This is a genomic window from Flavobacterium chungangense LMG 26729, from assembly GCF_000735715.2.
GTDB lineage: Bacteria > Bacteroidota > Bacteroidia > Flavobacteriales > Flavobacteriaceae > Flavobacterium > Flavobacterium chungangense.
Genome location: NZ_JASY01000008.1, coordinates 376,184 through 397,153, shown reverse-complemented (window position 1 = coordinate 397,153; position 20,970 = coordinate 376,184). Strand labels below are relative to the sequence as shown.

17 protein-coding genes are annotated in these 20,970 nt (G+C 33.8%); 10 read left to right on the top strand and 7 right to left on the bottom strand.

Annotated features, from left to right (window positions below; genetic code table 11):
* Positions 1-31 precede the first annotated feature (31 nt).
* The 6 genes from JE46_RS15675 to JE46_RS15650 all read left to right on the top strand — a co-directional run bounded on the left by JE46_RS15675 (position 32) and on the right by JE46_RS15650 (position 8,500).
* The gene (locus JE46_RS15675) at positions 32-706 is read left to right on the top strand and encodes a DUF3575 domain-containing protein (protein WP_031456221.1); all 675 of its coding nucleotides are present in this window, start codon (positions 32-34) and stop codon (positions 704-706) included.
* Between the two features lie 144 nt (positions 707-850).
* Positions 851-1,531 (top strand): response regulator transcription factor, encoded by a 681-nt coding sequence (locus JE46_RS15670; protein ID WP_031456220.1) that lies wholly within the window; start codon positions 851-853, stop codon positions 1,529-1,531.
* Positions 1,528-2,886, top strand: coding sequence for a sensor histidine kinase (locus JE46_RS15665; protein ID WP_031456219.1), 1,359 nt, complete (start codon positions 1,528-1,530; stop codon positions 2,884-2,886). The genes JE46_RS15670 and JE46_RS15665 overlap by 4 nt, the downstream gene beginning before the upstream one ends.
* 167 nt (positions 2,887-3,053) lie before the next feature.
* Positions 3,054-4,301 carry a TolC family protein gene (locus tag JE46_RS15660; RefSeq protein ID WP_031456218.1) on the top strand — a complete coding sequence of 416 codons (1,248 nt, stop codon included), beginning with the start codon at positions 3,054-3,056 and terminating at the stop codon, positions 4,299-4,301.
* Positions 4,302-4,312: 11 nt separating this feature from the next.
* Complete coding sequence (locus JE46_RS15655) at positions 4,313-5,398, top strand: efflux RND transporter periplasmic adaptor subunit (RefSeq protein ID WP_031456217.1); 1,086 nt, start codon at positions 4,313-4,315, stop codon at positions 5,396-5,398.
* Positions 5,399-5,401: 3 nt separating this feature from the next.
* Complete coding sequence (locus tag JE46_RS15650; RefSeq protein ID WP_031456216.1) at positions 5,402-8,500, top strand: efflux RND transporter permease subunit; 3,099 nt, start codon at positions 5,402-5,404, stop codon at positions 8,498-8,500.
* Positions 8,501-8,773: 273 nt separating this feature from the next.
* On the opposite strand, the gene JE46_RS15645 is transcribed toward JE46_RS15650, so the two are convergent.
* On the bottom strand, positions 8,774-9,157 hold the full coding sequence (locus tag JE46_RS15645; protein WP_031456215.1) for an ankyrin repeat domain-containing protein: 384 nt from the start codon (positions 9,155-9,157) through the stop codon (positions 8,774-8,776).
* Between the two features lie 332 nt (positions 9,158-9,489).
* Between JE46_RS15645 and JE46_RS15640 the strand changes: the two genes are divergently transcribed.
* Complete coding sequence (locus JE46_RS15640) at positions 9,490-10,029, top strand: SRPBCC family protein (RefSeq protein WP_031456214.1); 540 nt, start codon at positions 9,490-9,492, stop codon at positions 10,027-10,029.
* Between the two features lie 55 nt (positions 10,030-10,084).
* Here the strand turns inward: JE46_RS15640 and JE46_RS15635 are convergent, their stop codons facing one another.
* The 6 genes from JE46_RS15635 to JE46_RS15610 all read right to left on the bottom strand — a co-directional run bounded on the left by JE46_RS15635 (position 10,085) and on the right by JE46_RS15610 (position 17,263).
* Positions 10,085-11,224, bottom strand: coding sequence for a glycoside hydrolase family 26 protein (locus JE46_RS15635; RefSeq protein WP_031456213.1), 1,140 nt, complete (start codon positions 11,222-11,224; stop codon positions 10,085-10,087).
* A gap of 29 nt (positions 11,225-11,253) precedes the next feature.
* Positions 11,254-12,210: a phosphoribosylaminoimidazolesuccinocarboxamide synthase gene (locus tag JE46_RS15630; RefSeq protein ID WP_031456212.1), complete on the bottom strand. Its 957-nt coding sequence runs from the start codon at positions 12,208-12,210 to the stop codon at positions 11,254-11,256.
* 143 nt (positions 12,211-12,353) lie between these two features.
* Positions 12,354-14,702 carry a S9 family peptidase gene (locus JE46_RS15625; protein ID WP_031456211.1) on the bottom strand — a complete coding sequence of 783 codons (2,349 nt, stop codon included), beginning with the start codon at positions 14,700-14,702 and terminating at the stop codon, positions 12,354-12,356.
* Between the two features lie 151 nt (positions 14,703-14,853).
* Complete coding sequence (locus tag JE46_RS15620) at positions 14,854-15,687, bottom strand: Cof-type HAD-IIB family hydrolase (protein WP_031456210.1); 834 nt, start codon at positions 15,685-15,687, stop codon at positions 14,854-14,856.
* Positions 15,688-15,944: 257 nt separating this feature from the next.
* The gene (locus JE46_RS15615; RefSeq protein ID WP_236010792.1) at positions 15,945-16,187 is read right to left on the bottom strand and encodes a DUF1801 domain-containing protein; all 243 of its coding nucleotides are present in this window, start codon (positions 16,185-16,187) and stop codon (positions 15,945-15,947) included.
* Between the two features lie 128 nt (positions 16,188-16,315).
* Positions 16,316-17,263, bottom strand: a complete 948-nt coding sequence (locus JE46_RS15610; protein ID WP_031456209.1) for a PhoH family protein — start codon at positions 17,261-17,263, stop codon at positions 16,316-16,318.
* A gap of 182 nt (positions 17,264-17,445) precedes the next feature.
* Between JE46_RS15610 and JE46_RS15605 the strand changes: the two genes are divergently transcribed.
* The 3 genes from JE46_RS15605 to gldG all read left to right on the top strand — a co-directional run bounded on the left by JE46_RS15605 (position 17,446) and on the right by gldG (position 20,866).
* On the top strand, positions 17,446-18,273 hold the full coding sequence (locus tag JE46_RS15605; protein WP_031456208.1) for an SAM hydrolase/SAM-dependent halogenase family protein: 828 nt from the start codon (positions 17,446-17,448) through the stop codon (positions 18,271-18,273).
* 182 nt (positions 18,274-18,455) lie between these two features.
* Positions 18,456-19,181, top strand: coding sequence for a gliding motility-associated ABC transporter permease subunit GldF (gene gldF / locus JE46_RS15600; protein WP_031456207.1), 726 nt, complete (start codon positions 18,456-18,458; stop codon positions 19,179-19,181).
* Complete coding sequence (gene gldG, locus JE46_RS15595) at positions 19,181-20,866, top strand: gliding motility-associated ABC transporter substrate-binding protein GldG (RefSeq protein ID WP_031456206.1); 1,686 nt, start codon at positions 19,181-19,183, stop codon at positions 20,864-20,866. The genes gldF and gldG overlap by 1 nt, the downstream gene beginning before the upstream one ends.
* The last annotated feature ends 104 nt before the right edge of the window (positions 20,867-20,970 follow it).

Sequence of the window (20,970 nt, the reverse complement as noted above, 5' to 3'; positions counted from 1 at the left end):
AACTTTAAAAGAAATTTATTAAAAAGAATGAATGAAAAGAACTATAGTAATTTTAATTGTGATGCTCTCAACTTGTGTTTATTCACAAGAATCAAAAGAAAGAAATTGGGGCATAAAAATTAATCCAGTTCAATTAATTGATATCGCTTCATTTCCAACTTTACAATTATCTGTTGAACGAAAAATAAATTACTATTCAAGTTTGAATATTGAAATTGGTTATCAACTTTATGATGTTTCAAATACGGATACCATTTTTTTTAAGGATAAAGGATTTAAAACAAATATCGAAGGACGAATTTATTTGCAAAAACTGTTTAACTCAAGGGTTAAATCTAAACGAAGTGAGTTGTACGCCGGTATTCAGGTATTTTATAGAGAGAATCAGAGAAATAGTTTTATAGAATATGTTCCAATTGATCCAATAAATGAAGATGAATATTTGGATGATTTTGGAGTTAAGAAAACTGCTAAAGGAATTAATTTAACTGTTGGTAATCAATTTTCATTTGCAAGATTTATTTTAGAGCCATTTGTAGTATTTGGCTATATGTATAGAAATACAACCAATACCGACCTTGATTATGATGAAAGTAAACATTCTCTGAGTATGAATCATGCTTTTTTTCTAGGTAGTGATTTAGAAAGTAATTCAGGAAGTATGTTCAATTTTGGACTTGGTTGCAGGGTGGGACTTAGATTTTAAATACACAAAATCTTAGTATGAAGATTGCTATATCAAGAGGGGTTGAGATTTGTTTTTAAGTTTTTTAAACTTGGAATTATTGTGAAAACTGAAATCTTTATATTGCAAAGGCTTGACAGTCAGATTAACTAATAAAAAATAAGCATGAAAATTTTACTGCTCGAAGACGATTTTACTTTATCCAAAGAAATAGCGGTGTTCTTTGCTTCAAAAGAATTCGAGTGTGTTCCTTATTATGATGGTGCATTGCTGTTAAGGAAATATTTTCCGTATGATTATGATCTGATCATTCTCGACATCAATGTTCCCGGTACAAACGGAATCGAAGTTTGTAAAAAAATCAGGGAAGTCGATAAAAAAACGCCTATTATCATGCTGACTGCTTTTAGCGAAATCGAAGACAAACTGGCTTCTTTTGATAGCGGTGCCGATGATTATCTGGTAAAGCCTTTTCATTTTGAAGAATTATTTGCCCGAATTTCTTCTCTTTTAAGAAGAAAAGAAATTCCGCAGCAGGCAGAAGATAAGATTGTGATTCAGAATCTGGAAATTGCAGAATCCGAAATGAAAGTATTTCGCGCAGGCGAAGAAATTAAACTTACGCCTAAAGAATTTAAACTGATTTTGATTTTGGCTCAGGCCAAAGGAAAAGTGCTTTCAAAACAATTCATAGCCGAAAAACTGTGGGATTATCACATAGAAACCAATCAGAATACCATTGAGGTTTATATCAATTTTCTCAGAAAAAAAATCGATAAAGACCATGAAACAAAACTAATCCGTACCAAAATTGGTTACGGATATTATCTAAGCGATCAGGAATGACATTAAAAAACAGGATATCACTTTTAGTAAGTCTGCTCTTTACAATTCTTTTTGGGCTGGCTTCGACCGTGATTTTTGTTTTGTATTCTAATTTCAGAAAAGAAGAATTTCGTGATCGTTTAGAAATAAAAGCGCTTTCAAATATAAAACTTCTTGTAAACGTAAAAGAAGTTGACGACCAGCTTTTAAAAATGATTGACCAGAATTCAATCAATAAATTATACGATGAAAAAACACTTGTTTTCGATTCTAATTTCAAACTCATTTACAGTAGTATTGATGATGCCAAAATTAACTGGTCTGTTAATGATTTGAAGTACCTTAAAAAACATAAAACGTTTTTTAAGCAACAGGGAGATTACGAAGTTTACGGTGTTTTTTATGATACCAAAGACAGGGATTTTTATGCCTTAATATCGGCTACAGATGATTATGGCAAACGAAAATTACTTTTTTTACGGTATACCTTAATTATTTCTTATATCTTTTTCACCTGTATCTGCTGGGTTTTAACCTCTTTAATGGTAAAAAAAGCCATGAATCCGTTAAGTATTTTTCATCAGAAGATTAAAAATATAAACGAGAACAATCTGGATACCCGTGTTGAATCCAAAAGCAATAAAAACGAAATTGATCTGATTGCCAATGAGTTCAATTTTATGATGGACAGAATTGAGGTTTCGTATCAAAAACAAAAAGAATTTACCGCCCACGCTTCTCATGAACTCAGAACTCCTTTGTCGAGAATAACAGCGCAAATTGAAAATACAATTGCCGATTCGGGAACATCCATTAAAGGAAAAATTTTTTTAAACACTATTTTATCAGATGTCAATCATTTGTCAGAACTGATCAACTCTTTATTGATATTATCAAAAATAGACACCAATGTGAACAGCAACGATGAAATTCACAGAATGGATGAAATTCTGTTTTCGTCGATAGAAAATTTAAATAAAACCTTTCCTGATTTTATTATTCTTTTCGAAATAGAAGAAAGTGAGAATCTCGATACTGCTTTAGAAATAAAAGGAAATAAGAACCTTCTGGAAATTGCGTTGAGTAATGTTTTAAAAAATGCCTGTGTTTACTCAGATAACAAACAGGCAATAGTAAAAATTAGTACTCAGGAAAATCATTTGGTCATCTCGGTTTTAAATACCGGAAAAACGCTGAGTGAAAAGGAACAAAAAAATCTTTTCCAGCCTTTTATGCGTGGCGAAAATTCAAAAGGAACTTCCGGTTTCGGACTGGGGTTGCGCATTGTAAACCGGGTTTTAATACTTCATAATGCAAAAATCAGATATAGCGTACCTGTAGAAAAGACCAATTTATTCGAATTGATTTTTCATTAGTAAACCTATTGTATTTAATTAAAAATAAGTGTCAGGCTGAGCGGAGTCGAAGCTCTTTCGAACTTAAAATTCATCAGTTTTTATTTTTTTTAAGCACTTTTTAAGGTGTTTCTTAAGGTTTCTTAAAGTCTCGCAATAGCATATTTGTATCAAATAAAAATGATACAATGAAAAAGTTATTTGCATTATTCCTGCTGATTGCCATGAATCAGATGGTTCTGGCTCAAAAAACAGTCACTTTAGAAGATTGTGAAAGTCAGTTTTTAAAAAACAACCTCTTCCTGTTGGCTTCGCATTACAATATCGATGCCTCAAAAGCGCTGACGATTCAGGCGGGTATCTGGGACAACCCAGTGATTTCCGCAGAACTGAACGCCTACAATCCTGATCGTGATAAATATTTTGATATCGGAAAACAAGGTCAGAAAGTATTTGGCATCGAACAGCTGATTTATCTGGGCGGAAAAAAACGTAATGAAGTAAAATTAGCGAAAACCAATGAACAGCTGGCAGAACTGCAATTCAATGATTTGCTAAGAACACTGAAACTACAATTACGTAAAAGTTTTTATACGGTTTATTACAATTCAAAAAGTCTGGAAACCACAGATAAACAATTGGCTCACATTGAAGATTTAATCAATTCCTATTCAGTTCAGGCGCAAAAAGGGAATATTCCTTTGAAAGATGTTGTTCGTCTGCAGTCGCTTTATCTTAATTTCAAGAACGAGCGAATGGAAGTAGTAAATAACAATGTAGAAGAACAGGCGAATCTGAAATTGCTTATGAATTCTACCGAAGAAATTGTTCCGAATGTTTCAAAAGATGAATTCAGCAAATACTTAAAAACGATTGATTTCGATTTAAAATCTTTTGAAAATGAAGCCATTACTAATAGACCGGATTATCTCGCAAAACAAAAAGAAATCGATGCTAATGAATTAAACGTAAAATGGCAAAAATCGCTTTCCCTTCCGGATATCACTTTAGGAGCCAAATACGATCAGCGAAGCGGCGCTTTTAATAATGAAGCAAATTTAACTGTTGGAATTCCGTTACCGCTTTGGAATCAAAATAAAGGAAATATTAAGTACGCAAAGACCATTCTGGAGCAATCAAAAATTGAAAAGCAGAATTTTGAACTGCAGCTTCAGACTGAAATTACATCCGCCTGGAATAAATGGGACGAATCCCGTAAAAACTATGTGGTGATAAAACCAACCGTAAACTCCGATTTTGAAGCCGTTTACAACGGAATCTTAACCAATTTCCAGAAACGAAACATCAGCTTATTAGAATTTACCGATTTTATGGAAAGCTACAATCAGGCGAATATTCAGGTAAACGAGTTAAAGAAAAAACTCGCGCTGTCTGCTGAAGAATTAAACAGTACAATCAATAAAGACTTATTTTAAAACGAAATAAAATGAAACATAAATTAATTATCGGAATTGCAATTGTGAGTTTATCCATCGCAGGCTGTAAAAAAGAAGTAGAAAATCCGCAGATCAATACCTCTTTTGCTTTAAGCGATAACATGCTGAAATCAACAACAACTGCGGTCGCACAAACACAGCCCGTAACCAACGAATTGAGTTTTTACGGAAAAATCACAGCCGACAACAATAAAATGATTGACGTTTACCCACTGGTAGGGGGAAACGTAATCAAGGTAAATGTAGAGCTTGGCGATTATGTAAAAAAAGGTCAGGTGCTGGCGACTATAAAAAGTACCGATATTGCCGATTTTGAAAAACAATCACTCGATGCCAAAAGTGATTTGCTCGTAGCCAAAAACAACCTAAAAGTGGCCCAGGAATTATTTGACGGTAAACTAAATTCTGAAAGCGATGTACTTCAGGCCAAATCTGAAGTTAACAAAGCGCAGTCGCAATTAAGCAAAGTTCAGGAAACGTATAAAATATATAATATCAAAGCTGGTTCTATTTACGAAGTAACAGCGCCAATCAGTGGTTTTGTGATTCAAAAAAGTATCAATCAGGACATGCTTTTGCGTAACGACCGTTCTGAAAATATCTTTGACATTGCCGAAATAAGCGAAGTCTGGGCTATGGCAAACATTAATGAAATCGACATTAATAAAGTAAAATTAGGAATTGATGCAGATGTAACAACCATAAGCTATCCTGATCAGGTTTTTAAAGGAAAAGTAGATAAAATTTTTAACGTGATTGATCCGGAAACCAAGGCGATGAAGGCAAGGGTTAAATTGCAAAACCCGGGATTTTTACTGAAACCGGATATGAATGCCAACATCAAATTATCTTTTAAAGAAGATAAATCGATGATTGCAATTCCGAGTGACGCTATTGTTTTCGATAAAAGTAAAAACTTCGTCATGATTTTCAAAGACCGAAACAACATCGAAACGAGACAAGTTGAGGTATACCGAGTGGTTGGAAAAACTACCTACATCTCAAGTGGTTTAAAAGAAAATGAAAAAGTCATCACGAATAATCAGCTATTTATTTACCGTGCTTTAAACGAATAAAACATGAACAAATTCATACGAAATATTATTGCTTTTTCGCTCAAGAATAAAGCATTTACCTTTTTTTGGGTGGGATTACTGGCTGTTGCAGGATTTATTTCCTTCAAAAATATGCCCATTGACGCTTTTCCAGATGTAACGAATACCCAGATTATCATCATTACACAATGGAACGGAAAAAGTGCTGAAGAAGTAGAACGTTTTGTGACTTCTCCTATTGAAATTTCCATGAACTCGGTTCAGAAAAAGACCAGTGTGCGAAGTATTACCATGTTTGGATTATCGGTTATCAAAATCATTTTTGATGATGGGGTAGATGATACATTTGCGCGTTTTCAGGTCAATAATTTGCTAAAAAACGTTACGTTGCCTGATGATGTCGAACCCGATGTACAGCCACCTTACGGACCAACAGGGGAAATTTTTAGATATATTGTAAAAAGTGACAGCCGTGACAGTCGTGAATTATTAACCTATCAAAACTGGGTTATCGACAAACAGCTTCGTTCTGTTCCGGGTGTGGCCGATTTGAATGTTTTTGGAGGTCAGACAAAAACGTATGAAGTTGGTGTTGATCCGGTAAAATTGGCAAAATATAATATTACACCGCTTCAGGTTTATAATGCTGTGGATGCCGGAAACTTAAATGTCGGTGGTGATATCATCGAAAAAAACGGACAGGCATTTGTGGTTCGTGGAGTAGGACTTTTAAAATCCCGAAAAGATATTGAAAACATCATTGTGGATCAGGCGGGAGGAAATCCGATTTTAGTAAAAAACGTAGCTTCAGTTTACGAAAGTTCCATGCCAAGAGTAGGACAGACAGGTATTGGAAACAATGATGATGCTGTTGAAGGGATTGTCGTGATGCGTAAAGGTGAAAATGCGCAGGAAACTTTGGCTTTAATTAAAGATAAAATTAAAGACTTAAATGAAAATGTACTGCCGAAAGACATTAAAATAGAAACTTTTTACGATCGTGATAATCTGATGAATTTCACGACAGAAACGGTAATGCATAATTTATTTGAAGGAATTATTCTGGTTACCTGCGTTGTGTTTCTTTTCATGGCCGACTGGAGAACTACTTTTACAGTTTCTATTGTGATTCCGCTTTCTTTATTGTTTGCATTTTTATGTCTGAAAATGATGGGAATGAGCGCCAACCTGCTGAGTCTGGGAGCGGTCGATTTCGGAATTATTATTGACGGTGCGGTGGTAATGGTCGAAGGATTGTTTGTGGTTTTGGATCATCGCGCACATCAATTAGGAATGACGGCTTACAATAAAATTGCAAAAGGGAGTCTGATCAAAAAAACCGGAACAGAAATGGGGAAAGCCATCTTTTTTTCTAAATTAATCATTATTACAGCTTTACTCCCGATATTTTCTTTTCAGAAAGTAGAAGGAAAAATGTTCTCGCCTTTGGCTTTTACGTTAGGTTTTGCCTTAATGGGAGCTTTACTTTTCACTTTGACACTCGTACCGGTTTTGTCACACATTCTTTTAAATAAAAATGTAAAAGAAAAAAACAATCCTTTTGTGAATTTTTGGGACAGAATTGTAGGGAAAGGCTTTGCATGGACATTCAAACACAAAGTAAAATCATTAGTTATTTCAATTTCGATTATTGCTGCAACTTTCTTTTCTGCGTCATTTTTAGGAACCGAATTTTTACCTCAGTTAAATGAGGGAGCTTTGTGGGTAACAGCAGAACTGCCAATGAGTACATCGCTTCCTGAAAGCGTACAGACAGCGGCACTCATCAGAAAAGATCTGGAAACTTTTCCGGAAGTAAAAAAAGTGCTTTCGCAAACGGGTCGAAGCAACGACGGAACAGATCCAAACGGTTTTGGATTTATACAGCTTCAGGTAGATTTAAAACCTAAATCTGAATGGACGCGTAAAATCAATATGGATGAATTAATCAATGAAATGGATGAGAAATTAAAAGTACATCAGGGAATTACCTATAATTATTCACAACCGGTTATTGACAACGTAGCCGAATCTGTAGCCGGGTTCAAAGCTTCAAATGCAGTGAAAATTTACGGAGATGATCTGGATAAACTGGATGAATTATCAAATGAGGTTTTAGCTAAAATCAAAAATATTCCAGGTATAAAAGATGTCGGAATTCTGAGAAATGTTGGTCAGCCTGAAATCAGTGTGATTCTGGATAGAGAAAAAATGGCGGCTTACGGAGTAACTTTGGGAGATGCCCAGGCTGTTTTAGAATTAGCTTTTGGAGGAAAAACAGCAACTCAAAAGTATGAAGACGAAAAGAAATTCGATGTAAGGGTTCGTTTCTCAAAAGAATATAGAAAAGACGAAGAAGATTTGGCCGAATTAAAAGTGCCAACAATCAGCGGCGCCAAAATTCCGTTGAAAGAAATCTGTGATATCAAAACCGTTACCGGCCCGGCTTTCATTTACAGAGACAATACCAAACGATTTATCGGTGTAAAATTCTCTGTTCGTGATCGCGATTTAGGAAGTACAATTGCCGAAGCACAGGAAAAAGTAGCCGAAGTTAAAATGCCTGTGGGTTATACTACAGGATGGACGGGAGAATTCGAAAATCAGGTTCGTGCAAGCGCACGTTTGGCTCAGGTAGTGCCAATTAGTTTAATAGGGATTTTTGTGTTGCTGTTTATCTTATTCGGAAATATTAAGGATTCACTACTCGTTTTGTCTAATGTTCCTTTTGCCATAATTGGAGGAATTATAGCATTGCACTTAACCAGAATGAATTTTGGAATCTCGGCAGGAGTTGGTTTTATTGCCTTACTGGGGATCTGTATTCAAAACGGCGTTATCCTGATATCCGAATTTCATCATAACCTCAAGGCTAAATTTTCTCTCGAAGAATCTATTTTCATGGGTGTAAAAGCCAGAACCAGAGCCGTAGTGATGACAGCCTTAATGGCCTCAATAGGCTTGTTACCGGCAGCAATTTCAACCGGAATTGGTTCTGAGTCACAAAAACCATTAGCCATTGTAATTATTGGGGGATTAATCACTGCAACAGTTTTGACTTTGTTGGTTTTCCCAATTCTGTTCTGGATATTCAATCGTAAAAAGCATGCTCCAATTGAGTAAATAGTAATAGTTGGTTATTTTAATTTGAGAAGAAAAGCATCATTATTTTTTTAATGGTGCTTTTTGCGTTATTTACAAACTCATATTGAAATAAAGGGATATTAATTTTCAGGAGCTGATCCCGCTGTCCCTTATATCTTTTATGGCGAACCCCGCCATAAAAGGATGCCAGTCCCATCGGGGCTAAAACGCCAGTAAAATAAAAACGACCTTCTGCTCAGGAAGGTCGTTTCAATTACTAACTCAAACTCTTATAAAATTTTAGAGATTTTTTCATTTCATATCTTTCAAAATAGCAACTGCTTCTGCAGCATTAGATAATTGTGCATATTTTAAAGCGGTAAATCCTTTTTCATTTTTAACGCCAGGTTTTGCTCCCTGTGCCAATAAGATTTTAATGATTTCAACTTTGTTGTAACGTGCAGCTGTCATTAAAGGTGTCATATCTTCTGAAATTTGATTTACATCAGCTCCGTATTCAATAAATTTCAAAACGATTTGAAGATCACCTTTTAAAATTGCCACATTTAGTGGTGAAGCATCATAAGCCGAAGTTATAACTTTTTTGTCTTTATTAAAAGACTTGAAATTTGAAGCTAAAGAAACATTTGTAAAAGCTACTAAAGCTACTCCTAAGTAAACGATTGATTTTTTCATAATGATTGTTGTTTGTTGATTGATTAATGATGATGATTTTTAATTCTGATGTAAAGGTAATCTAATTTTTGTATTATGTATTGCAAGGTACTATGTTTTAACTAATTCTTAACATTTATTTAATAAGTTGCCCTTGTACACTTTTTTAAAATGTTAAATTACATCTTTCCTATATAGACGATGAATAAGCCAATATGTTACAGAAATAATTAAAAAAAATGAAAAAAATCTTATCAAAAAAACAGATAGTGTAAATCTTAATTTTTTCTTTTTTAACTTTACTATTCTTCAAACTAATAAATACTTTATTAACCACATTAAATTACAAAGCCATGTTCATTATCAAAAGAATTTTAATTGCGCTTATTTTAATTGTATCAATAGTATTAATTACAGCCTATTTTATGCCAAGAGAATATGCTGTTACAAAAGAAATTAAGATTAATAGACCAGCTGATTCGGTTTTTAATTATATCAGATATTTTAAAAATCAAAACGAATTTAGTGTCTGGTCTAAAATTGATCCGAAAATGAAATTGACTTATAGAGGAACAGACGGAACAGTTGGAGCCATTTCGGCATGGGAAAACGATGTAAAGGATGTTGGTGTTGGCGAACAGGAGGTAACAAAAATTATCGAAGGGAAACGAATCGATTTTGCACTGCGTTATAAGAAACCAATGGAGGATACAGCTGTCGCATTTATGTCAACAGAAACTGTTTCCGGTAATCAGACTAAAGTAAAATGGGGAATCAGTGGTGTGATGCCCTATCCAATAAATATTATGCTTCCAATGATGAAAATGGATCAAATGATTGGAAATGATTTACAAAAAGGGCTTTTAAATTTGAAAGCAAAAATGGAAAACTAAATTTTTAGCCACAGATTCTGAATCATATTAATTGATTTAAATCTGTGGCTAAAAATTATCTCAGTTTAAAATTCCTGCGATAAACATTCTTTAAATCTTTTTCAAACAGAGTGTAAGGGTCTTTGTAAAACTGTAGAAAATCAGGAACGCTTATTTGTCCGGGAAAAGGAGCGTAGTAATGTGTTGGGCTCACAGTATCGTTTCTCCAGACCAAAACGTAAGCCAGTTCTAACTTCTCAGATTGTAATGTTTTTAATAAAGTATCAGTCCACCATGTTGCATTTGGAATCGATTCTAAACCTGTTTCGGTAAAAGCGGCCAGTTTTTTCTTTTGGATTGCAACGTCTGAGATTATTTTCAATTTCTTTTTTGCAGCCACAAGATCGTATTTGCCGTCACGTCCAAAATCACCATAATCATCCATTCCAAACAAATCTACAAAATCATCTCCCGGGTATCGCTCCAAATATTCTTCTTCAGAGTTAAATCGGTTATCGGGTGAAAAAGCATAAATGAAATTATGAACATCTAAAGTATCTCTTAAATACGAAACCGTAAATTGCCAGACTGCAATGAAATCTTCACGAGAGGTATATTTTTTCCCCCACCAGAACCAGTCCCCGTCAAACTCATGATAAGGCCTGAAAATCATGGGAGCTAACTTGCCATCTTTTGCTTTTACGGACTTAGCAAAATCAGCGATTGTTTTTAAAATTTCTTTATATTCTTCATGATGTGAACCTCCTGGCTTAATTAAGGAAATCGAAGCAGTCGAGATTCCGTCTTTCCAATAAAAACCTCCTTCAGATGCCGGATTATTAAAATGCCAGGCAACAGTAGTGATTCCGCCACGATCATAAGTATCAATAACATTTTGCTTTAAAATTTCTTTCGTATTTTCAATTCTATCATTTGATTGTCCTGAAAAATCACTAAAATCAATTCCAATAACAGCAGGATGGGAGCCTGTAACTGATTTTACATCTGATTTGTTAGTTTTGCCTGACCACCCATGTCCGTATTCCAGTGCATGCTGATGTCCAAAAAGAATATGCTCTTTTGAAATGGTTTTAAGATTCTGATATAAATTTCGAGTCTCTTCTGTCGCCTTTTTATCAATCTGAGCAAAAAGAAAATGCCCTGCTGTCATAAATAAGAACAGCAAGGCATTTTTTTTATTAGTAATAATATTCATGGTTTAAATAGTTAGTTTAAACCCTAAAATTACTCTTTAGTAGTAAGGTAATCTAATACGTTTTTATCAATACGTTTGTCAATATTATCAATATCAGCCTTTACGAATTTCTCACCTAAAATATTCTCATATAATTCAATATATCTTTCAGAAACAGATTGAATGTAAGCATCTGACATATCCGGAATTTGCTGCCCTTCCTGTCCTTGAAAACCATTTTCTATCAACCAGCGGCGTACAAACTCTTTTGATAATTGTTTTTGCTCTTCTCCTTTATCTTGTCTTTCCTGGTATCCGTCAGCATAAAAATAACGAGATGAATCCGGTGTGTGAATTTCATCAATAAGTACAATTACGCCTTCTTTTGTTTTTCCGAATTCGTATTTGGTGTCAACCAAAATTAAACCACGATCTGCAGCAATTTCAGTTCCTCTTTGAAATAAATCACGGGTAAATTTCTCTAAAACAATATAATCCTCTTCTGTAACAATTCCATTTGATAAAATAGCCTCACGAGAAATATCTTCATCATGAGAACCATTATCTGCTTTTGTAGTTGGCGTTATAATTGGCTCGGGAAATTTATCGTTTTCTTTTAAACCTTCTGGCATTGTTACACCACAAATTTGTCTTTTTCCTGCAGCATATTCACGAGCAGCATGACCTGAAAGATAGCCACGAATTACCATTTCAACTTTAAATGGCTCACATAAATGTCCAACAGCTACATTTGGATCAGGTGTTGCAATTAGCCAATTGGGTACAATATCTTCCGTCAATTCCATGAATTTTGTGGCAATCTGATTTAGTATTTGTCCTTTGTACGGAATTCCCTTTGGCAAAACCACATCAAAAGCCGAAAGTCTGTCGGTTGCAACCATCACCAAAAGTTCGTCGTTAATATTATAAACTTCTCTAACTTTTCCGCGATAAACTGATTTTTGATTCGGGAAATTGAAATTTGTAGTTGTGATTGTATTGCTCATTATCCTTAGTTGTGTTGTTTTTATAAATGCAAATTTAAAACTATTTAAAAGAGCAAACAAATGTTTATTTGTTGATAGTTTATTGTTAATGGTTGATAGTTTTTAGGTCAACTGCATTGCAATCCAAACGATCAACTACCAACCTATTTTTTCAAAAGTGTCGAATTAAATAAATTTAAGATTCTGCTGTATTCATCAATCCACGAATATGTTTCTTTGAATCCGTGTGCTTCAACCGGGAAAGAAGCAAGGCTCCAATTCTTTTTCTCCAATTCAATAAAACGTTGAGACAAACGAACGATGTCTTTATATTCTACGTTATCATCTACCATTCCGTGAAGCATTAATAAATTACCTTTTAAATTGTCTGCATAATAAATAGGAGAACTTTTTTTATACGCTTCAGGATCAGTTTCAGGGAAGTTTAAAATATTACTGGTATATCCGTGATTATAATGTGCCCAGTCTGTCACTGAACGCAATGCAGCTCCCGAAGCAAATTCACCGGGTGTTGTCAGCATTCCCATTAACGTAATAAAGCCACCATATGATCCTCCATAAATTCCTACTCTGTTAGTGTCAATACCGTATTTTTCTACCAAATATTTTTTACCGTCAATATGATCTAATAAGTCCTTCCCTCCCATAAAACGGTAAATTCCGGTTCTGAAATCACGTCCGTAACCGTCACTTCCGCGATAATCAATATCTAGAACGGTGTACCCCAAATCGGTTAACAGATTATGGAACATATATTCTCTGTAATAATTGCTCCAGAAATTATGCGCATTTTGAAGATAACCTGCACCATGAACGAAAATGATAGCTGCTTTATTGGCAATTTCTGCTTTAGGTGTATATAATCTTGCGTTTACCGAAGTTCCGTCCTGTGCTTTAAATGTAATAATTTCCGGCTCTCTCCATTGGTACTTTTTAAAATCCTCAGAGATTGAAGAAGAAATTTGATGTAAACTGGTATTCTTTTTATTGTCGGCAATGTAAAAATCCCAAGGTATGTTTTTATACGAATAACGAACTAAAAGTGACTTTTCGTCTGGAGAAACTACTACCTCATGTGCACCATCTTTTGTCAAAATTGGCTGTAACAAACCATCAGCAACAGCTAATTTATAGAAGTTTCTGTTTCCAGGATGTGTTGTATTTGTTGTTAGATAAAATGTTTTTTTATCTTTTGATAAAGTTACATTCCGTACTTCCCAATTACCTTTTGTTAATTGTGTTTTCTTTTTGGTTTTTAAATTATAGGTGTATAAATGAGAATATCCAGTAACTTCAGATTGAAAATAAATGGTTTCATTATCTGCTAAAAAATCCAATATGCCTGAAGAAAAGGAATAGGATGGAATCCCCGGACCGGCAATCCATGCTTCGTCATGCTGATATTCGATCTCTTCAAAAGTTCCTTTATCTAAGTTTAAATTCACTAGCCATCTGTCTTTATTATCCTGGCTTCTAATCTCAACTACAGCCAACGATCCATCCTGATTATAAACTGGAGACTGGGCAACAATTAATTTATCTTCTTTTGGTTTGTTTTTTAATTTAGTATACGATTCATAATACATTGGAGTATCCTGAATATGACTTAAACTTGAAAAATTCACATAATAAACGGAATCTTTTGCGACAGAATAAATAGCAAATTTGTTTTTTACAAAATTATTGGTTGAAACTTTTTCTTTTGTTTCCGGTGTTTGGTTATAACCGTCAGAAGTTATAAAGACCTCCATTTTTTCTTGTTTGGTTTCTGAGTTTTCAATTAAAATGAAAGTAGCAAAGTTTCCGTTTGGATTAATCTGCAGGCTATATAAATTATCTTTACCATAAAAGTATTCTTTTGCAAAATCCGATTTAAGAGTTTTTTCTTTAGCAAGATTCCATTCCTTTTTAGCTGCTGCATCTCTTATAAACTGAAACAGTTCTTTTTGCTGTGTACTTAAAAAAGACTCTTTTTCAGGTTTTGTTTCTTTTTTATTGCCTTTATTCAAATTTGTAATTTGCAAAAGGGTTCCTTCTTTGGTGTTGTATTTAAAAAGATTGTCTTTTTGTTCAAAAAACAATATTCCTGCCTGAGATCCTAACTGTAAATTAGATATTGGAACAGATTGCTGAATTAATTTTTTAATTGATTTTGAATGAATAGAATAGGAATACAAAGATCCTTTATCAAGGTAATAAACGATATCTGAGCCAGGTTTGGTTTTAAAATCAAGTTGAGAAAAAGCAGCTTCTTTAGGAGTAACAATTTCTGGCTTTGTCATGCCTTTTTGCCAAAAGTATGTACTGGTTCCCAATTCATCTTTAGGATTCCATTCAAAGTAAACTTTTTTACCATCCAATGACCAACGTCCGTTTGTTGGTTGGTTTCCAATAAAAGACTCACCTTTCATTATTTCTTCCAATTTCAGTTTTTGGCTTTGTCCTGAAATCAGGAAAAATAAGAAGATAGGGATAAAAATATTTTTTGTCATTATATTATTTTTTGAGAAAACAAAAATACATTACGAAAGTATTAAAAAATGTTTTTTTTGCGAAATTGTTTGTAATACATCAGTTTAATAAAAAAATCCCTGAATATGTATTTCAGGGATTCTGTATTTTGATAAAAACTTATATTTTAAACTAACCTCCTATAAGTTCTTTGTCCAGTATTTTTGAAGCAATATATCTTGCGACTCCGTCTTCAGCATTGGTTTTTATGACTTCCAGATCTGGCAGGGTTTCTTTTAATAATATAGGTGCATTTCCCATAATTAAACCTTTTCCTGACGCTGATAACATTTGAACATCGTTAAAACCATCACCAAACGAAATAGCTTCCTTTAAAGTAAAACCTCTTTTTTCCAGCACTCTTTCAATCGCTACGGCTTTATCAATAGACTTATCCATAAATTCCAGACAAGTTGGGAGGCTAAAGGCGTGATGTAAATGTTCTGATGAATTCACGAGAATAGCATCTTTTAATTTTACTAATTTTTCATGATCATCACAAGAAAAGAAAATTTTAATGGCTCCAAAATCGTCCAGGGTTTTGTAATCAACCAACTCAGGATGATATTTCAATTCGGACTGAAAAGCATTTAGTTTTTCGCTGACTTTATTTGTCTGCCAAACATTTTCTTTAAATAAAACAACGGTAATCTCAGGATCGATATCAACATTTAAAGCTGCTTTAACAATATCACTATCTAAATTGAACGAAAAAAGTTCTTCTTTTTCAGGCGAATGAATTCTGGCTCCGTTTGAACTTACCAGATAAACCGGAACTTCAAGTGTTTCAATAATCGCCATGGCATCAAGATGATGACGGCCTGTAGCAACAACTATAAGATAATTTTGATTGTGAAGTTCCTGAAAAATGGATTTGGTGTAAGCTGATATTCTGTGTTGAGGGTTGAGCAAGGTTCCGTCTAAGTCACTTACAACAACTTTTATGTTTTTAAGTTTTGCAGTCATATTAAAATCAAGTATTTATGATGTGCAAATTTACGGCTTTAAGCTCAGTTGGGCAAAGTTTAAAGTATTTGAAAGTCTAAAATAAGGCAAGTTTATTATTTATTTAACTATTTCATCAAATCAGTATTTGGTACAATTTAAACTTTTATAAGTCCGGATTTGTATAAATTCAGTACTTTCTGAATGATATTCTCAATTCTTTCCAAAGGTAAATCTTCATCAAAATTCAGCAACATGATTTTCATTCTGGAACAGTTTTACTGAATTAAATGAGGGTCATCAAAATGCTTTCCTTCAACAAGTACGATATAAGATTGTTTCAGTTTTTTATGAATCCATAAATAACAGAACATTTTTCCTTTATAACAAAAAAAAGGCATTCCATATTTGAGAACGTTTGTAATGTCATGATCTTGTCTTAGAATAATTTCTTTTAATGCCAAAAGCGTTCCTTTTAAAGGTTCTTGTTGGTTTAAGTAGAAATCATCTAGTTGTTTCATGTGTTTCTTGGTTTAAGGAGATTCAAAAAAAATATTCGTTTTATACATTTCTGTAAAAGATATGTATAAAACGAATATCAATAAATGTCAAACCACATTTCACGATTTACATCTGACATTTTATAAAATTAATCGTGATTTTCTATTTGTTTATAAGCGTCAATTACCTTTTTAACTAACCTGTGACGTACGATATCTTTATCATCAAGATAAATAATTCCAATTCCGTCCACATCTTTCAGAACCAAAATAGCTTCTTTCAGACCGGAAATAGTTCTGCGTGGCAAATCGACCTGTCCCGGATCTCCCGTAATCATGAATTTTGCATTTTTTCCCATACGTGTCAAAAACATTTTCATTTGTGAATGGGTTGTATTTTGCGCTTCGTCCAGAATTACAAAAGCATTATCTAAAGTACGTCCACGCATAAAAGCCAATGGTGCAATCTGAATAATTCCTTTTAAAATGTAGTCTTCAAGCTTTTCGTTTGGCAGCATATCGCGCAAAGCATCATAAAGAGGCTGCATGTATGGATCCAGTTTTTCTTTCATATCGCCAGGTAAAAAACCAAGATTTTCTCCTGCTTCTACCGCTGGTCGGGTAAGTATGATCCTTTTAACTTCTTTTTCTTTAAGTGCTTTTACGGCCATCGCAACACCTGTATAGGTTTTACCCGTTCCGGCCGGCCCAACTGCAAATACCATATCATTTTTTTTGATGGTATCTACCAATAATTGCTGATTAGGCGTCATAGCTTTTATAATCTTACCGCCAACTCCATGAACTAATATTTTGTCATGATCGTATGATTTTTTTTCATCCTGACCATCCATAATTACGCGTTCAATTACATTATCGTCAATGTTGTTATATCGGGTAAAATGAAGCATCAGCCTTTGAAATCTCTTTTCGAATTCATCTAAAACTTCTTTTTCGCCAAATGCTTTCAAAGTCGTTCCTCTTGCTACTATTTTAAGCTTTGGGTAGTACTTTTTAATGATTTCAAGATGAGTGTCTTGAGCGCCCCAAAAGTCTTTTGGAGCGATGTCTATGAGCTCGATTATTCTTTCGTTCAAATGAGGTAGTTTTAAATTAAAAATAAATCTGTTTTATAAATAGGTGGCTGTCGGGTCTGTTTATATCTTTAAATGCAATTTGTCTTTTCTTCTTTCAATTTGCATTAAGTATTATTAGCTTTGCATTTCTCAAATTTAATGAAAATTAGATTTAAATACTATCAATAGTTATAAACAAAAAGATGTCAATAATTACCCTTACTACCGATTATGGCTTGAAAGATCACTTTGTTGGTTCTTTAAAGGGTAAAATTCTTTCTGAATATTCAGAGGCTCAGATAATTGATATTTCGCATGACATTGATCCATTCAATACTGCCGAAGCAAGTTACGTTATCAGTGCGTCGTATTTAAGTTTTCCAAAAGGAACCGTTCACTTAATTGGAGTCGATATTGAGCGTAATAAAGAGAATCAGCATATTGCCATGCAATGGAACGATCATTACTTTATTTGTGCTGATAACGGAATTTTAAGTATGCTTACGCAGAAAATTGTCCCGCAGAAAATTGTAGAAATCAATATACACGATCGTTTCCCTAGTGAGTTTAGCGATTTGGATATTTTTATTCAGGTTGCCTGTCATATTGCAAAAGGCGGTTTGTTGAATGTTATCGGAAAAGAAATTCCGGAGATTAAAGAAGTAACAGAACTACAGGCCATTGTTTCTGCCGATGGAAATTCACTAAAAGGGTATGTAATTTATATCGACCATTTTGGAAATGTCATAACCAATATTTCTAAAAAACAATTCATGGAAATTTCACGAGGACGTCCCTACGAAATTGAAATGAAACCCAAAAACATAAAAACTATTCTGCCAAATTATTCAGCTATTGCAACTTCAGACAAATATCCAATCAAAACGTATGAAGGCGAAAAACTGGCTATTTTTAATGAAGCTGGTTTTCTGGAAATTGCTATTTTTAGGAGTAATCCTTCAAAAGTAGGTTCTGCAAATAGTTTACTTGGGTTGAATTATCGTGATGTCATTACGGTGAAGTTTTCGTAAAATTTTAAATTTTAGAATACTGGAAACTTGGAATTTAGAATTTCAATATTGGATTTTATTTTTTTTCTTAAAAAGAACAATCAATTTTGGTACTTTTGCGCGTTTGTAATGCTTTTGGATGTTGATGCCAAAATAAATAAACAAATCAACGATTAAACGAATAAACGAATAAACGTTTTTACATGAAATCAATTATTTTACGGGAAATAAAATCCTTTTTTGGCTCTCCGGTTGGCTATTTGGTGATAGCTGTTTTCTTAATCAGTAACGGACTTTTTTTATGGATTTTTGAAGGGGACTACAATATCCTGAATACGGGTTACGCCGATCTGACGCCATTTTTTACTTTAGCGCCATGGATTTTGATTTTCCTGATTCCTGCCGTTACTATGAGAAGTTTTTCTGATGAAAAAAAACAAGGAACTCTTGAATTGCTTTTGACAAAACCGTTGTCAATTTGGGAGATTGTAAACGGTAAGTTTCTTGGGGCTCTTTTTTTGATTATTATGGCAATTGTCCCAACATTCATTTATGTAAAAGTAATTTCGGGCTTAGGCTCTCCGGAAAGTAATATTGATATGGGAAGCACAATTGGTTCATATTTTGGATTGTTGTTTTTGATTGCTTCATATTCTGCGATAGGAATTTTTACTTCCACACTTTCAGAAAATCAAATTGTAGCTTTTATCGTTTCTGTTTTTTTATGTTTTTTCTTTTATTTTGGATTTCAAGGTTTGGCATCGCTGATCCCTGGTTTTTCTGGCTTTATATCTTCACTGGGTATGCAGGATCATTTTAAAAGTATGAGTAGGGGAGTAATCGACACTCGCGATGTAATTTACTTTTTAAGTATTACTGTTTTGTTTTTGTCTTTTACAGTTTATCAATTAAAATCTTTTAAAGCCTAATGAAAGCATCTGCTCAAATAAATATTAAAACATTATGTATAACCATTTTTATTTTGGTTGTTCTGAATGTATTAGCAACTTTGTTTTTTTACCGATTTGACTTAACTAAAGACAAGCGATACACTTTATCTGAAACTTCGTTGCAAATTATAAAACAGGTTAAAAATCCCTTATCGATTAAAATTTACATGCAGGGAGAACTTCCTGCAGATTTCAGACGTTTGCAGCAGGAGACTAAGCAATTACTGGAAGAATTTCAGGCCTATAATCCTAATATTGTCTTCGAATTTGTAAATCCTATGGAAAACGAAGATGAAAGCATGGATTTAATAAAGTCATTGTATCAAAAAGGCCTTACTCCAATAAATATAACTGTTGACGATAAAGGAAAACAATCTCAGGCAATGGTTTTTCCGTGGGCAATTGCAGTTTACAATAATAAGGAGATAAATATCCCTCTGTTAAAAAATAGAATGGGTGCTTCTACAACTCAAAAAGTCATTGGATCCATCCAGCATCTTGAATATTCTATTGCCGATGCTGTCAATAAGATTACTAAAGAAAGACAAAAGAAGATTGCAATCTTAAAAGGAAATGGAGAAATGCGCGAAATTCATCTTGACAAAATGTTGCGACAAATTCATGAAAGCTATTACATTGGACCTTTTACCTTAGATTCTGTTGCTAAAGATCCTAACGGAACCTTAAATGCATTAAAAAAATATGATTTGGCAATTATAGCTAAGCCTACAGAAACTTTTTCTGATGAGGAAAAAGAGGTTTTAGACCAGTTTATAATGAATGGCGGAAAAACATTATGGCTGATAGATCAGGTCGTAGCAGATATGGATAGTCTTTACAATCAGGCGGGTGCAACTCTGGCATACCCAAGAGAGCTTAATCTGAATGATATGTTTTTTAAATACGGATTCAGAATCAATCCGGATTTAGTAAAAGACGAACAGGGAAGTCCAATAAAATTAGCAACCGGGGAGCAGGGAAGTGCTACGCAATATCAGGATTTTATCTGGAAATTTGCTCCAATCGTTTCCCCTGAAAGCAAGCATCCTATTGTGAAAAATTTAGGTGGAATCAAGCTTGATTTTACTAGTCCAATCGATACTCTTAAAAACGGAATTAAAAAAACGGTTCTATTACAGTCGTCACCTTATTCTAAAAAAATCGGAGCGCCTGCTGAAATTAATTTAGAGATTGTCACAGAGCAGACTTCGCCTAAAGATTATCTTAATAAAGGTAATTTAGTGCTTTCTGTTTTATTGGAAGGAAGTTTTCATTCCGCTTTTGAAAACCGCGTTTTGCCTTTCAGAGACAATTCATTTTCGACAAGCGGAAAACCGACCAAAATGATTGTTGTAGCGGATGGAGATATAGCCCGAAACCAATTAGATAAAAACATGCAGCCTGTCGAATTAGGTTACGACCAGCGCTCCGGAAACTTGTACGACAACAAAGATTTTGTAATGAATTGTATCAATTATTTATTAGATGATACCGGACTTATTAACATTAGAAGTAAGGATTTAGATTTGCCGTTATTAGATAAAGAGAAAGTTTATGAAAACTACACACAGACACAATTCTTAACTATCGGACTTCCAATCCTGATTTTGTTGATTTTCGGACTAGCATTTACCTATATTCGAAAAAGAAAATACAGTAAATAGATGTTAATAAAAAAATTGTAAAACTAAGATTGTTTACGATATATTTGTAATCCCTTATTTTAGGTTAAAATTTCTAAAATAGGATCAAAAATTAAAAACAGACA